Here is a 15983-nt window from a genome sequence, read left to right as displayed (position 1 = left end):
CAGCCCGGGGCGTGGTCTCACAAGCGGCGACTGGGCGCGCCGAAGAGAGCAGATCATGAGACCACAGCCTTCGCCACCGCCCCGGCCAGTGGCTGAGGTCGGCTCCGACACCCGCGCCGCGGCCCGCCCCTCAGCTCAGCCGCCGTCCCCTGACCGACTCCCGAGCTGAACCGCTCTCAGCTTCTGCGGCCACCGCCGTGTGTCGCAACGCTTTGTGAGACCAGCCCCGGGCGTGGTCTCACAAACGGCGACTGGGCGCGCCGAGGAGAGCCGACGGTGAGACCACAGCCCTGGCCGCCGCCCCGGCCAGTAACTGAGGTCGGCCCCAACACCCACGCCGCGGCCCGCCCCTCAGCTCAGCCGCCGTCCCCTGACCGACTCCCGAGCTGAACCGCTCTCAGCTTCTGCCGCCACCGCGGTGCGTCACGACGTTATGTGAGACCAGCGCCTGGGGTGGTCTCACGAGCGGTGACTGGGCGCGCCGAAGAGAGCAGATGGTGAGACCACGCTTGGCGGTGAGACCCGGTGGCAGCGCGGGCGCGCACACCGGACCACCCGGGCGGCTGCGTCGGTGCCAGACCAGACTCGCCCCGCGGAACCACACCGACGGCACACGAACGCCCGCGCCCTCGACGCCCGGCAGGAATCACGAACGCCCCGGGCATCCCAAAAGGGATGCCCGGGGCGTTCGTGACGGGTGTTACTCGCCGGCGATCATGTCCGGGGTGATGTCGATCGCGGGGGCCGCGCCGGCGCCGATCGCGACCTTCTCGCCACGCGGAGCGTGCTCGAAGACGAACTTGCCGTCGGCGACGTCGACCTTCACGTGGTCGCCCGCGTTGAGCTCGCCCTGGAGGATGCGCTCGGAGAGCTGGTCCTCCACCTCACGCTGCATCGCACGACGAAGCGGTCGGGCACCGAGAGCCGGGTCATAACCCAGGTCGATGAGACGGAGCTTCGCGGACTCGGACAGCTCGATGGTCATATCGCGGTCGAGCAGGCGGTCGCGGAGACGCTTGACGAACAGATCGACGATCTGGACGAGCTCTTCCTTGTTCAGCTGCGGGAAGACGATGACGTCGTCGACACGGTTGAGGAACTCGGGCTTGAAGTGCCGCTTGAGCTCTTCGTCCACCTTGCCCTTCATCCGCTCGTACGTGGTCTGGGCGTTGCCCTCGATCTGGAAGCCCACCGGACCACCCGCGATGGCCGACGAACCGAGGTTCGTGGTCATGATGATGACGGTGTTCTTGAAGTCCACCACGCGGCCCTGACCGTCGGTCAATCGACCCTCTTCGAGGATCTGCAGCAGCGAGTTGAAGATGTCGGGGTGCGCCTTCTCGATCTCATCGAACAGGACGACGGAGAACGGCTTGCGGCGCACCTTCTCGGTGAGCTGGCCGCCCTCTTCGAAGCCGACGAATCCGGGAGGGGCACCGAACAGACGAGAGACCGTGTGCTTCTCACCGAACTCGCTCATGTCGAGCGAGATGAGCGCGCCCTCGTCGTCGAACAGGAACTCCGCCAGCGCCTTGGCAAGCTCGGTCTTGCCGACACCGGTGGGGCCGGCGAAGATGAACGATCCGGACGGACGGTTGGGGTCCTTGAGGCCGGCGCGCTGGCGACGAATCGTGCGGGAGAGAGCCGCGATGGCCTCCTCCTGACCCACGACGCGCTGGTGCAGCGCCTTCTCCATGAACACCAGGCGAGCGGACTCCTCCTCGGTGAGCTTGAAGACCGGGATCCCCGTAGCCTGCGCGAGAACCTCGGCGATCAGACCCTCGTCGACCACGGCGTGCGAGGCGACGTCACCGGAGCGCCACTGCTTCTCCAGACGCAGACGCTCGGCGAGCAGGCTCTTCTCCTCGTCACGCAGCGAAGCGGCCTTCTCGAAGTCCTGGTTCTCCGATGCGGCTTCCTTGTCCTCGCGGACCTTGGCGATCTTCTCATCGAACTCGCGCAGCTCGGGCGGGGACGACAGGATCGACAGGCGCAGGCGCGCGCCGGCCTCATCGATCAGGTCGATGGCCTTGTCCGGCAGGAAGCGGTCCGAGACGTAGCGGTCGGCGAGGTTCGCCGCCGCGACGATCGCGCCGTCCGTGATCTGCACCTTGTGGTGCGCCTCGTAACGGTCGCGCAGCCCCTTGAGGATGTTGATCGCGTGGGGCAGCGACGGCTCGGCCACCTGGATCGGCTGGAAGCGGCGCTCCAGCGCGGCGTCCTTCTCGAAGTGCTTGCGGTACTCATCGAGCGTGGTGGCGCCGATCGTCTGCAGCTCGCCGCGAGCGAGCAGCGGCTTCAGGATGGAGGCCGCGTCGATGGCACCCTCGGCAGCACCGGCACCCACGAGCGTGTGGATCTCGTCGATGAAGACGATGATGTCGCCGCGCGTGCGGATCTCCTTGGTGACCTTCTTCAGGCGCTCCTCGAAGTCACCGCGGTAGCGGGAACCGGCGATGAGGGACCCGAGGTCGAGCGAGTAGACCTGCTTGTCCTTCAGCGTCTCGGGGACTTCACCCTTGACGATGGCCTGCGCGAGTCCCTCGACGACAGCGGTCTTGCCGACGCCTGGCTCACCGATCAGGACCGGGTTGTTCTTGGAGCGACGCGAGAGGATCTGCATGACCCGCTCGATCTCCTTCTCGCGCCCGATGACCGGGTCGAGCTTGTTGTCGCGCGCAGCCTGCGTGAGGTTGCGTCCGAACTGGTCGAGCACGGCCGAGCCGCCCTGCGGCGCCGACGGCGACTCCTGGGCTGCGCCGGACACTCCCACGGGCTCCTTGCCCTGGTAGCCGGAGAGCAGCTGGATGACCTGCTGGCGCACCTTGTTCAGGTCGGCGCCGAGCTTGACGAGGACCTGGGCGGCAACGCCCTCACCCTCGCGGATCAGGCCGAGCAGGATGTGCTCGGTTCCGATGTAATTGTGGCCGAGCTGCAGCGCTTCGCGCAGGGACAGCTCGAGGACCTTCTTCGCACGCGGCGTGAAGGGAATGTGACCGGTCGGCTGCTGCTGACCCTGGCCGATGATGTCCTGAACCTGCTCGCGCACGGCATCGAGCGAGATGCCCAGGGACTCCAGGGCCTTGGCGGCAACGCCCTCACCCTCGTGGATGAGACCGAGCAGGATGTGCTCAGTACCGATGTAGTTGTGGTTGAGCATCTTCGCCTCTTCTTGGGCGAGGACGACTACCCGACGGGCACGGTCGGTAAATCTCTCGAACATCGTCAACTCCTCGGGGCGCGAGGGAATGCGCCCTAGAAAGACTGTAACGACGCCGAGGCACTGGTATGCCGCTGTTCGCCGTCGGCATACCGCCTGCGTCATGCGATGCCGCACGGGAGAGGACCCCGGCGGATGATCCGCCGGGGTCCTCAGATTCCCCTCAGGTCCTGCTTCCGATCACTCGGTCCGACGGGTGCGGCGAGCCGCAACCACCACGCCGAGAAGCAGGACGAGGATGCCGACCGCCAGGGGACCGATCGGCAGATCGGATCCGGTGCCGGGCAGGTTTCCGCCGGGGCCGCGCGTCGACGTCGCGCTGGGGTTGACCGGTGTGGTCGGCCCCGCCGTCGTCGTGGACGTCGCGGTGGGCGTCGGCGTGGACGTTCCCGTCGGGGTCGGCGTGGACGTCTCGGTCGGCGTCGGCGTCGGCGTGGACGTCTCGGTCGGCGTCGGGGTCGGCGTGGACGTCTCGGTCGGCGTCGGCGTCGGCGTGGACGTCTCCGTCGGCGTCGGCGTCGGTGTGGCACCGACGTAGGTGAAGTCCACCGGAGCGCTGCTGCCGTTCTCGTTCATCACGATGACTTCCGCGACCCCTTCCGCGTGCGCCGGGGTCGTGATCGTCAGCGTGCTGTCGTCCACGAACTCCGCCGGAACATCCGTGCCGTCAACCGTCACGGTGGTGTCCGGGGTGAAGCCGCCACCGACGATCGTCACCTCGGTGCCACCACTCGTCGGACCGGAGTCCGGCGTGAGGCTGTCGACGCTCGGAGCCGTGTCCGCGAGCGGGATGTAGGTGTAGATCGCGGGACCGCTGGTACCGACCGGCGTGGTCACGACCACATCGACAGGGCCTTCCGCGTGCGGCGGCGTGATCGCGCGGATCTCCGTGTCGGAGATTACCTCGAACTCCGACTCGTTGGCCGCGAGCGCCTTCACCACGTGACGCGTGAGTCGTCCGTTGCCGTTCTCCTCACCGTTGTGATTTCCGTTGTCGTCCTTCTCACCGAAGGCGACCGAGGTCGCTCCTGTAAAGCCGCGTCCGGTGATGATGACCTCTTCGCCACCCGTCACGTAGCCTTCGTCCGGGTTGAGCTGGTCGATCTCCGGGCCCTGCACGGTGCCTGCCTCGTACGTGAAGGTCGCCGGGTCGCTGGCTGCGACCGGGTTGGAGACCACCACGTCCACGGCACCTGCGGCATGCGCCGCCGTGACCGCCGTGATCGTGCCGTCGTCGACCACCGTGAACGATGCCGCCGGAGCGTCACCGAACGTCACCGTGTTCGCACCCGTGAAGCCCGATCCCGTGATCGTCACGGTCGTGCCACCCTCGATCGGACCGCGATCGGGGTCGAGCCCCAGGTCACCGATCTCCGGGTCACCGATCACCGGCTGGTCGTAGTACGTGAACGTCTGCGCGTTCGACGTGCCACCCGGCGTCGTCACCGTGACATCCACAGGACCTGCGGCGTGCGCCGGAGTGGTGAAGGACAGCTCCGTCTCGGAGGCGACCGTCACCTCGGCCGGCGCGATGACCGTGCCGCCGATCGTGACCGACGACTCGCCGTCGACGAAGTTCTCACCCGTCACCGTCACCGACGTGCCGCCGGCCACCGGACCGAACGAGGGGTTCAGACCGTCCGTGCCGGGGCCGCCGTCACCGATGACCGGGACGTCGTAGTAGGTGAACGTCGCCGGGTCGCTCGACAGCGCCGGGTTCGACACCACCACATCCACCGCACCCGCCGGGTGGGCCTCCGTCACCGCATCGATCTGCGTGTCGCTGACCACCGTGAACGAGCGAGCCGGAGCCCCACCGAAGGTCACCGCATTGACGCCCGTGAAGCCCGTACCCGTGATCGTGACACCCGTGCCACCCGCAACCGGACCCTTGTCCGGATCCAGACCCGTGATGTTCGACTCCGGGTCACCGATCACCGGCTGGTCGTAGTACGTGAACGTCTGCGCGTTCGACGTGCCACCCGGCGTCGTCACCGTGACGTCCACCCCGCCCGCGGTATGCGCCGGCGTCGTGAACGAGAGCTCGGTGTCGGAGATGACCGTCACGTCCGTCGGCGCGATGACCGTGCCGCCGATCGTGACAGAGGTATCACCGTCGACGAAGTTCTCACCCGTCACCGTCACCGACGTGCCACCGGTCACGGGGCCGAAGGACGGGTTCAACCCATCCGTACCCGGACCGCCGCCACCGATGACCGGAACGTCATAGAAGGTGAACGTGGCGGGATCGCTCGCCGACGACGGGTTCGCCACCACGACGTCGACCGGACCGGCCGCGTGCGGAGCCGTCACCGCTTCGATGAGCGTGTCACTTTCGACGGTGAAGGAGGCTGCTGCGTCGCCACCGAACGTGACCGACGTCACTCCGGTGAATCCGGTACCGGTGATCTGCACCACCGTGCCGCCCGCGACCGGACCGACCTCGGGATCCAGGCCGCTGATGCCCGTCTCCGGGTCACCGATCACCGGCGTCGCGTAGTACGTGAACGTCTGCGCGTTCGACGTGCCACCCGGGGTCGTGATGGTGACGTCCACGGGTCCAGCGGCGTGCGCCGGGGTCGTGAACAACAGTTCCGTTGCGGAGTCGACCGTGACGTTCGCGGCAGGGATCACCGTGCCGCCGATCGTGACCGACGACTTCCCGGCGACGAAGTTCTCACCCGTCACCGTCACCGGCGTGCCACCGGCCACCGGACCGAACGACGGGTTCAGACCGTCGGTGCCCGGGCCACCATCACCGATCACCGGAGCGTCCGTGTAGGTGTACACCGCAGGGTCGCTGGCGACTGCGGGGTTGGAGACCACGACATCCACGGGACCCGCGGCGTGAGCCTCAGTGACCGCGTCGATTCGCGTGTCGCTGACCACCGTGAACGAGCGAGCCGGAAGGTCACCGAACATCACGGTGTCCACATCTGCCAGGCCGGAACCGGTGATGGTCACCGCAGTGCCTCCCGCGGTCGGACCCGCGGTCGGGTCGAGACCCAGGTCACCGATCTCCGGGTCGCCGATCACCGGCTTGTCGAAGTAGGTGAACGTCTGCGCGTTCGACGTGCCGCCCGGCGTCGTCACCGTGACATCGACCGCACCCGCCGCGTGAGCAGGGGTGGTGAAGGACAGCTCCGTCTCCGAGGCGACCGTCACGTTCGCGGGCGCGATGACCGTGCCGCCGATCGTGACCGACGACTTCCCGGGCACGAAGTTCTCACCCGTCACTGTGACCGGCGTGCCGCCCGTGGACGGGCCGACGCTGGGGTCCAGTCCGTCGGTGCCGGGGCCGCCGTCACCGATGACCGGAACGTCGTAGTAGGTGAACGTGGCCGGGTCGCTGCCGAAGGACGGGTTGGACACCACCACATCGACCGGGCCGGCCGCGTGCGGTGCCGTCACCGCCTGGATCGAGGTGTCGCTTTCGACCGTGAACGATGCTGCCGGGCTGCCGCCGAAGGTCACGGAGGTCGCGCCCAGGAAGCCCGTTCCCGTGATGTGCACTGCTGTGCCACCCGCGGTGGGACCGGCATCGGGGTCGAGACCGCTGATTCCCGTCTCCGGGTCACCGATCACCGGCTTGTCGAAGTAGGTGAACGTCTGCGCGTTCGACGTGCCGCCCGGCGTCGTCACCGTGACATCGACCGCACCCGCCGCGTGAGCAGGGGTGGTGAAGGACAGCTCCGTCTCCGAGGCGACCGTCACGTTCGCGGGCGCGATGACCGTGCCGCCGATCGTGACCGACGACTTCCCGGGCACGAAGTTCTCACCCGTCACCGTCACCGGCGTTCCACCCGCGGACGGACCGAACGACGGGTTCAAGCCATCCGTCCCCGGACCGCCATCGCCGATCACCGGCTCGTCGTAGTAGGTGTAGGTCTCCGGGTCGCTGGAGAGCGCCGGGTTCGACACCACGACATCCACCGCACCCGCGGCGTGTGCCTCGGTCACCGCGTCGATCTGCGTGTCGCTGACCACGGTGAACGAGCGTGCCGGAAGGTCACCGAACATCACGGTGTCGACATCGGCCAGGCCGGAGCCCGTGATGGTCACCGCTGTGCCACCGGCCACCGGGCCGGCATCCGGGTCGAGGCCCGTGATACCCGTGTCCGGGTCACCGATCACCGGCTGGTCGTAGTACGTGAACGTCTGCGCGTTCGACGTGCCACCCGGCGTCGTCACCGTGACATCCACAGCGCCGGCCGCATGTGCCGGAGTGGTGAAGGACAGCTCCGTCTCGGAGGCGACCGTCACGTCGGCCGGCGCGATGACCGTGCCGCCGATCGTGACCGAGGTGTCTCCTGCGACGAAGTTCTCACCCGTCACCGTCACCGGGGTGCCACCTGCCGACGGACCGACGCTCGGGTCCAGTCCGTCCGTGCCGGGGCCGCCGTCACCGATGACCGGGACGTCGTAGTAGGTGAACGTCGCCGGGTCGCTCGACAGCGCCGGGTTCGACACCACCACATCCACCGCACCCGCCGGGTGGGCCTCCGTGACCGCATCGATCTGTGTGTCGCTGATCACCGTGAACGAGCGAGCCGGAGCCCCACCGAAGGTCACCGCATTGGCACCCGTGAAGCCCGTACCCGTGATCGTCACGGCCGTGCCACCCGCAACCGGGCCCTTGTCCGGATCCAGACCCGTGATGTTCGAGTCCGGGTCACCGATCACCGGCTGACCGTAGTACGTGAACTGCAACGGGGCGCTGGTGCCCGAGACGTTCGTCACGGTCACGTTCACGCCACCCGCTGCGTGCGGCGGCGAGCTGACGAGAATCGTCGTGTCGCTGGTCTGGTTCGTCAGCGGCAGCACGGTTCCACCGAAGTCCACCGAAGTGGCTCCCGCGAATCCGGTTCCCGTGATCGTGACCGCCGTGCCACCCGTGGTGGGGCCGAAGGTCGGCGACAGGCTCGTGGGAGCCGGGACCGGAAGGTAGCGGTACGGAACCTCGTTGCTCGTGGTGAGCGGGTTCGCGACGGAGACCTGGACCGAACCTGCGGCGTGCGCCTCGGTCACGGCCGTGATCTGCGTGTCGCTGTTCACGATGAAGCTGCGCGCAGGCTGGTCGCCGAAGGTCACGGAGGTGACGTTCGCGAGGCCGGTTCCGGTGATGATCACTGTGGTGCCACCCGCGATGGATCCGTAATCCGGGTCCAGGCCTATGTCACCCAGTCCATCGCCGATCACCGGGGTGTCGTAGTAGGAGAAGGTCTGCGCGTTGGACGTGCCACCCGGCGTGGTCACCGTGACAGGCACTCCGCCCGCGACGTGCGGCGGTGTGATGAACTCGAGCTCGGTCTCCGAGGCGACCGTCACGTCATTCGCCGAGACGACGGTGCCGCCGATCGTGACCGACGTATCGCCGGGGACGAAGTTCTCACCGGTCACGGTCACCGATGTGCCGCCGGCCGTGGGGCCCTGGCTCGGGTTCAGGCCGCTGGTGCCGGGTCCGCCGTCGCCGATCACCGGTGCGTCGTAGAACGTGAACGTGGCGGGATCGCTGCTCTCGAGGGGGTTCGAGACGACGACGTCGACCGCACCCGCCGGGTGAGCCGTCGTGGTGGCCTCGATCTCGGTGTCGGAGATCACGGTGAACGTGACCGCGTCGCCGTCGAACGTGACCGAGTCCACGCCGGTGAAGCCGGAGCCGGTGATCGTCACCAGCGTTCCGCCGGATGTGGGGCCCTGAGCGGGGTTGAGGCCGATGTCGCCGATGCCGTCACCGATCACGGGAGTGCCGTAGTAGGTGAAGGTCTGCGGTGCGCTGGTGCCGGTCGAGTTGGTGACCGTCACATCCACGGGCCCTGCGGCGTGCGCTGGCGAGGTGACGACGATCGACGTGTCGGTGTGTGCGCCGACCGGGAGATCGATGCCGCCGAACGTGACGATGCTGGCGTCGGCGAAACCGCTTCCGGTGATCGTCACCGACGTGCCGCCTGCGATCGGACCGAAGCTCGGAGCGAGGCCGGTGATCGCGGGCAGCGGCACGAAGGTGAACGTAGCGGGGTCGCTCTCGAACACGGGGTTCGAGACGACCACGTCGACGGCACCCGCCGCGTGCGCGATGGTGGTCGTCGTGATCGTGGTGTCATCCACGACAGTGAACGGCAGACTCTCGCCATCGAAGGTGACCTCGTCGGCACCGAGGAAGCCGGCGCCCGTGATGGTGACACCCGTGCCGCCTGCGGTGGATCCGTGATCGGGGTCGAGGCCGATCGCTCCACCGCCGCCGATGACGGGCTGGTCGAAGTACGTGAACACCTGCGGGGCGGACACCCCGCCGGCCGTGGTGACCGTGACATCGGCCGGCCCCGCGACGTGTGCCGGCGAGGTGGCCGTGATCTGAGTGTTGGAGCTCACCGTGAAGGCCACTGCCGCGGTGCCGCCGAAGGTGACTGCCGAGGCGCCGGTGAAACCGGTGCCGGTGATCACGACGGAGGTTCCACCACCGACCGGGCCGACGTTGGGTGTGAGCCCGGTGAGTGTGGGAGGCGCGATGTAGGTGAAGATCAGCGAAGCGCTTGTCCCACCCGGCGTGGTGACGATCACCGGGACCGACCCGGCAGCGTGAGGCGGTGTGGTCACGTTCACGGTCGTGGGGGTGTTGGACGTGATCGTTGCCGGCACGCCGCCGAAGAGCACTTCGGTGGCACCATCGAGGTTGCTGCCGGTGATGGTGACGGGCGTACCTCCGGCCGTCGGACCGGTGTTCGGGGAGATGCTCGTGGCTACGGGCACGGGCAGAGCGAAGACGTTCGCTCCGACCGTTGCACTCGCGAGATCGAGCGTGGCGACGGCGCTGCGCAGCAGGGCCACACGGACTGCGACCTCGCGGTAGACGCCCGTGGACGGCGACTCCTGCACGTTTCCGGTGATCGATGCGAGGAGGTTGATGGCCTTCAGCGCGGGATCGAGCGCCGTGACGAGGCCCTGCACGGCGCCGGTCAGCGCGGAGGTGGATCCGGTGACCGTAGCGATCACACCAGTCGTGGGATTGAACAGCGTGTTGACGATCGGACCGGCGAGGGCGGAGAGCAGAGTGCTGATCGGGATGGTGACCGGCAGCCCGAGCACCTTGAGAGTCAGTGACGCGTTGGTCGCGGCGGGCGGAGTGGCGGCGAGGCCGCCCAGGGTTCCCGTGACCGCGATGTTGATTCCTGTGCCGAGGTCGGGGAAACCGGTCGAGCAGTTGGCCCCGGAACCGACAAGGCAGATGTTGGCACCGATGTTCAGGGTTGCCGCGTTGAGCGCGCTGGTGAGCGCTGTGCTGACGAGCTGTGGGATCTGGTTGAGCAGCGAGGTGACGCTGGCGACGAGCGCGTTCAGCACGGGGGCGGAGAGGATCTCCGTGTTGGGTGCCAAGTTGGCGAGCCCTGCACCGTTGGCCTGCGTCAGCAGCGTGTTGAGATCTGCCGTGATGACGCCGGTACGGAGGTTGACCTCCACGCCGGTCGTGGGGTCCGTAAGCGGGGTGTCGATGATGCTGTTCACCGCGCCGGCGACGTTGGTGGAGATCGCCACCGTGAGGGCGTCGTTGCCGAGGAGCGGTGCCAGGGCAGCATCCAGGCCCGCGATCACACCCGCGAGCAGGCCGTCCGGACCGGCGAGGGAGTTCACCGCGCCGTCGACCGTCGCGACCACGCCGCCGGGACCGGTGAGCGTGTTGACGACGTTGCCGAGCACCGGTGCGCTGACCAGGAGCTTGCCGCCCGCGATCGAGTAGTCACGGCAGTGCACCGGTGCGGAGAGGGCGGTGAGCTTGTCCGGTCCACAGTTGGTCGCGATCGCGCCGGGGGCGCCGGCATCCAGCGCGGCGACGCCGGTCAGCGCCTGCAGGTCGACACGGACGTCGGTGACGGTCCCCGTGAGGGGTCCGCTGACTGCGGTCAGCAGTCCTCCGAGCTTGATCGACGCGTTCGACGGGAAGCCGCCCGTGTTGCCGCCGATGTCGACGGCCCCGTTGTTGCTGACGGCACCGGACGCCGCGCGCGAGACGCCGCGGTTGCTGGCCTCCGCGTACTGGTTGACCGCCCCCACCTCGAAGATGTCTCCGAACGGAAGCTCGAGTCCGTCGGCGATTCCGAGGCGGATCGCGCTCAGCAGGCTGACGTCGAGTCCGACCGCGTCAGTGTCGACCGTCGCCACGCCGTTGTTCTCCGCTACGGCCCCACCCAGGCCCGCGATGCTGGTGATGTCTATCGCACTCAGCAGGCTTCCCGACAGGAACTGCGATGAGGAGACTGCTCTGTCTCCGGTGTCTGCCACCGCGGGCGGCGCGATGAGGCCGATCCCGAAGACGGAGGCCACCGCGAGTGCGGCTGTGGCCATCAGGCCACGTGGTCGGCGCCGCGAGGCGTCGGTCGGTGGCACGGGGGGACGCGAAACGGTGAGCATCGGGGGAGCTCCTTTTGGGGGGAATTTTTCAGCTGTGACTCGGAGAGGACAGGAGGGAATGTCTCAGCGAGTTGCCAGCAACGTATCATGCATGTCATGCACGATCCATAGACGTCTATGTAACGAACACTTCCGCGTCACGACGGGGAATAAGAGGTCATTCTCGAAACGATTTCTCGCCTCGGCCTTGCGCCCGCGAGTCGATGTGGTGTATGCACATTTCGACCATTTGATGCAATTCATGCGCACACATGGGGTAATTCGTGCACCGTTTCGTTTGATCATGTGCCCCTGTCGCCCGGATCGCCGCGGAGGCGGAGTTGCGGCTCTGCGGGAATAGCGACTGCGGTCGTCGCGTTCGAGCCGATATGACCGACACCAGCACCGGCCCCCTCACCTCTCAGCGCCTCGCCGTCGACGTCTGGCTCGACGTCGCCTGCCCGTTCTGCGCTCTCGGCGACAAGCGTCTGGAGAACGTCCGCGCGGCGCTGCCGTTCGGCGAGCACATCGATGTGACCTATCACTCGTACCAGCTGGACCCCGCGGCTCCCGCTCATGGCGAGCCCGGCACGGCCGCGCAGAAGCTCATCGCCCGCGGGATGGATGCGCGACAGCTCGACGCCTCACACCGCCACTTGACCGAGCAGGGCCACGCTGAGGGCTTCCGGTTCTCGTTCGAGGATTCGGTCCCGTCGAACACGTTCGATGCGCACCGCTTCTTGCAGGCAGCGCGCGCCGAGGGCGTTCAGCAGCCCGTTTTGGACACGCTGTTTCGCGCATACTTCTCCGACGGTGACGACGTCGGCGACCTCACGCTGCTGCGCGACCGCGCCGTCGAGGCCGGCCTCAGCGCCGAGCTTGCGGAGCGCATCGTCACGGATGCCGACGCCTTCCGTACCGAGGTGGAGGCCGACATCGCACAGGCCGCCGCATACGGCATCCAGGGCGTACCGTTCTTCGTGATCGATGGCCGATACGGCATCTCGGGCGCTCAGCCGTCCGAGGCCTTCGAGCAGGCTCTCACGCAGGTCTACACGGAGATCAACGCGAAGTGAGCGAGAAGCTCGCTCTCTCGGTTCTCGATCTCATCCCGGTTCGCAGCGGACAGACGTCGGCGCAGGCCGTGAGTTCGGCTCTCGAGCTCGCCGTGCGCGCCGACGACCTCGGATACCGTCGCTACTGGTTCGCCGAGCATCACAACATGCCCGCGGTGGCGTCGACCACTCCCCCGGTGCTGATCGCCGCAGCTGCCGCGCGCACCAGCCGGGTTCGTGTCGGCTCAGGTGGTGTGATGCTTCCGAACCACGCACCGCTGGTCGTGGCCGAGCAGTTCGCTGCGCTGGAAGCTCTGGCACCCGGTCGCATCGATCTCGGAATCGGTCGGGCGCCGGGAAGCGATCCTGTTATCACGCAGCTGCTGCGCCAGAGCGGCACCTCCTCTGATGTGGAGCGCTTTCCGCAGCACATCGCCGACATCCTGGCTCTGACCGGTGAGGACGGGGCGAGCATGCGCTTCGTGAACGGCGGGGAGTACGTCGTTCACGCGACGCCCGCCGCCGTCGGTCGTCCGGATGTCTGGCTGCTGGGCTCGAGCGACTACTCCGCTCAGCTGGCGGCGCAGATGGGCCTGCCGTACGTGTTCGCGAACCACTTCTCAGGAACGGGTCTGGAGCGCGCCCTGGAGCTGTACCGCACCTCGTTCCAGCCTTCGGAGGACCTCGCGGAACCTCGCACTTTCCTCACGGCCAACGTCATTGCGGCACCGACCGCCGAGGAAGCGGAGGCTCGAGCACTCCCCCAGCTGCGGATGTTCGCTCGAATGCGGACCGGCAAGCCGCTGGGCGCGCTGGAAACGGTTGACGCGGCCCAGGCGGCACCCGAGGATGCGATGACCGCCGAGTTCATGGGTTCGGCACGCGCCCGCTGGTTCGTCGGAACCGGGGACATGGTGCGGGCGGATCTCGCTGCGTTCGCCAGCAAGCACGGTCTGGACGAGGTCATGATCTCCCCCGTCGCCGGCGCGTACGAGGGTGAGGACCTCACGACCGCGCCCGGCCGGATGCAGACACTCGAACTCATCGTCTGAGCTCAGGGGGACGCAGGCGGGTGTGGGGTGAGGGCTCCGGGGGTCTTGCGACCCTCGGGGCCCTTGGCCTTGAGTTCGGGCGGTGCTCCCTGCCGCACGAATCCAGCCCCGACAATCCAACGCGCCCGTAGCTCGAATGCCCCGAGAGACGAGCGCCCGGGTGAGCTCCTGTGGCGCGGGCCCGCCGCGAGATCCCGCCCACCGAGTGAGTGCCAGTCGTGCCGACGGTCGTAGCGGGAGGGCGGAGTGAGAGACCCACGACTGGAGTGAGACAAGCGACCGCCACGCCTGCCCGCGGATGGCGCGGGGATGGCGCGAGGAAGGCGCGAGGAAGGCGCGGGGATGGCGCGAGGATGGCGCGGGCATGGCGCGGGCATGGCAGTGATGCCGATCGAGGCGCCAGAATCACGCTCGGACTGTCGTCACCGATGGCGGGGGCGCGATTCCATGCCGGTACTCTGCTTCGACGTCTGCGCCGAGAGTCCGGGTTGGCGACAATCAACGTTTCGTCGCTCGCCGAGGTTATCCACAGATTCCGTTCTATCGTATTTTTGTTCGCTTTTTCTGTCAGGCTTACCCTATGACATTAGAACAACAGACCCTGAACGTAGGCGAGGACTCGGTGCCTCAGACGGAGCGAGTCGTGCCGCAGAACGGATCTGTCGTCGCCGACTCTGACTCCGAGACCGACGCGCTTGAGGCGGTGCGGTCTCCGCGTCCTCGTCTGGGCGATGTGGGTCCTGATGTGGGTGTGGTGCGGGCGTACGTGGATGCGATTGTGGCGTTGACGCGTTCTCGGGCTGCGTCGGATGCGTTGGAAGCGGCGCTGTTCGCGGATCTCGTGGAGCTGTCGGGTGCATCTGGGCGCTCTTCTGATGCCGACCTGGAGTTGCGATCCCTCGCCGCCGAGGTCGGTGCTGCCATCCGCGTCAGCGACCGCACGATTCAGCAGCGCATGTCCGACGCGCATCAGCTGGTGCATGACTTCCCCGCCGCGCATGCCGCGCTCTCGTCGGGTGAGATCACGTCATCCCACATCCGGGAGATTCTGAAGTACGGGCTGCCTGTGGAGTCGGGCCCCGCGCGGGATGAGTTCGTCGCACGAGCGTTGCCGTTGGCGCGGGCGGAGTCCCCGAACCGCCTCCGTGGGATGTTGGGCCGTATCGCGGAAGAGGTGCGAGAAGTCAGCATCACGGAACGCCACCGTGAAGCTCGCCGCGCCCGCACGGTCTGGGTCACCGACGACCTGGACGGCATGTCAACTCTGCACGCTCTGCTTCCTTCCGTCTTCGCGCATGGGGTGAAGGACCGGTTGGATCAGATGGCCCACGCCCTCCGCGCCAGCAACAAGGCCGCCAAGAACGCTCGCACTGGCACTGGCACTGGCACTGGCACCGGCACCGGCACCGGCACTGGCACCGGGACCGGGACCGGGACCGGGACCGGGAACAGCTTCGGCCCGGGTGCTCGTGTGCGCTCGGGCGGAGATGTCTGGGTCTCCGCGGACGCCGGCATGGACGTCGAAACCGGCGCTGGCGCTGATACTGACGCAGCGCTTGACGCAGGCGCAGCGGCGTTGCGCCTCGACGCGAGCGATAGCACCGACGCAAACATCCGCACCGACGCAGGTGCTGGCACTGGCACTGGCACGGGCACGGGCACGGGCACGGGCACTGGCACGGGTACTGATGCTGGCGCTGGCGCTGGCGCTGGCGCTGGCGCTGGGTCAGCGGTTGCGGAGTTCCGTGATGTGCGGACGGTGGATCAGATCCGTGCCGACCTCCTCGCCGACCTTCTCCTCACCGCCACCCCTGACAGCGTCGACACCGCCATCGGATCCATCCACGCCACCATCGCCGTCACCATCCCCGTCCTCACCCTCCTCGGACAAGACGACACCGGCACCGAGCTGGACGGCATCACCCCCATCGACGCAGACACCGCCCGCGTCCTGGCCGGCGGTCAGCCCGGACTAGACCGAATCCTCACCCACCCCATCACCGGTGGCGTCCTCGCCACCGACCGGTACCGCCCCACAGCGGAGATGAAACGCTTCCTCACCCACCGAGACCAACACTGCCGACACCCCGGATGCCGTGTCCCGATCCGCTACACCGACATCGACCACAACCACGACTGGGCCAACGGAGGAAAAACCGACATCAGCAACCTCGCCCCGCTCTGCCGCCGACACCACACCCTCAAAACCAGCGCCGACTGGAAACTCACACCCCACCCCGACAATGACGGCACCCTCATCTTCCACACCCC

General features: G+C 67.7%; 5 protein-coding genes. 3 read left to right on the top strand and 2 right to left on the bottom strand.

Annotated features, from left to right (window positions below; all coding sequences use genetic code 11):
- Positions 1-700: 700 nt before the first annotated feature.
- Positions 701-3223: an ATP-dependent Clp protease ATP-binding subunit gene (locus tag ACI3KU_RS18600; RefSeq protein ID WP_404923827.1), complete on the bottom strand. Its 2523-nt coding sequence runs from the start codon at positions 3221-3223 to the stop codon at positions 701-703.
- Between the two features lie 177 nt (positions 3224-3400).
- Complete coding sequence (locus ACI3KU_RS18595) at positions 3401-11560, bottom strand: IPT/TIG domain-containing protein (protein WP_404923826.1); 8160 nt, start codon at positions 11558-11560, stop codon at positions 3401-3403.
- Between the two features lie 434 nt (positions 11561-11994).
- On the opposite strand from ACI3KU_RS18595, the gene ACI3KU_RS18590 reads away from it, so the two are divergent.
- The 3 genes from ACI3KU_RS18590 to ACI3KU_RS18580 form a co-directional block, all read left to right on the top strand.
- Entirely contained in the window at positions 11995-12681 is a 687-nt protein-coding gene (locus ACI3KU_RS18590; protein WP_404923825.1) for a DsbA family protein, read from the top strand.
- A complete protein-coding gene (locus tag ACI3KU_RS18585) occupies positions 12678-13712 on the top strand; it encodes an LLM class flavin-dependent oxidoreductase (protein ID WP_404923824.1) in 1035 nt (344 codons plus the stop codon). Before ACI3KU_RS18590 ends, ACI3KU_RS18585 begins: the two co-directional genes overlap by 4 nt.
- Positions 13713-14292: 580 nt before the next feature.
- A partial coding sequence (locus tag ACI3KU_RS18580) for a DUF222 domain-containing protein (protein ID WP_404923823.1) occupies positions 14293-15983 on the top strand: 1691 nt, incomplete at its 3' end.

It is taken from the genome of Microbacterium sp. ZW T5_56 (assembly GCF_044987425.1).
In the GTDB taxonomy this organism is placed as follows: Bacteria; Actinomycetota; Actinomycetes; order Actinomycetales; family Microbacteriaceae; genus Microbacterium.
Note: the sequence above shows the minus strand (reverse complement) of the source record. Positions and strands in the feature narration are given on the sequence as shown.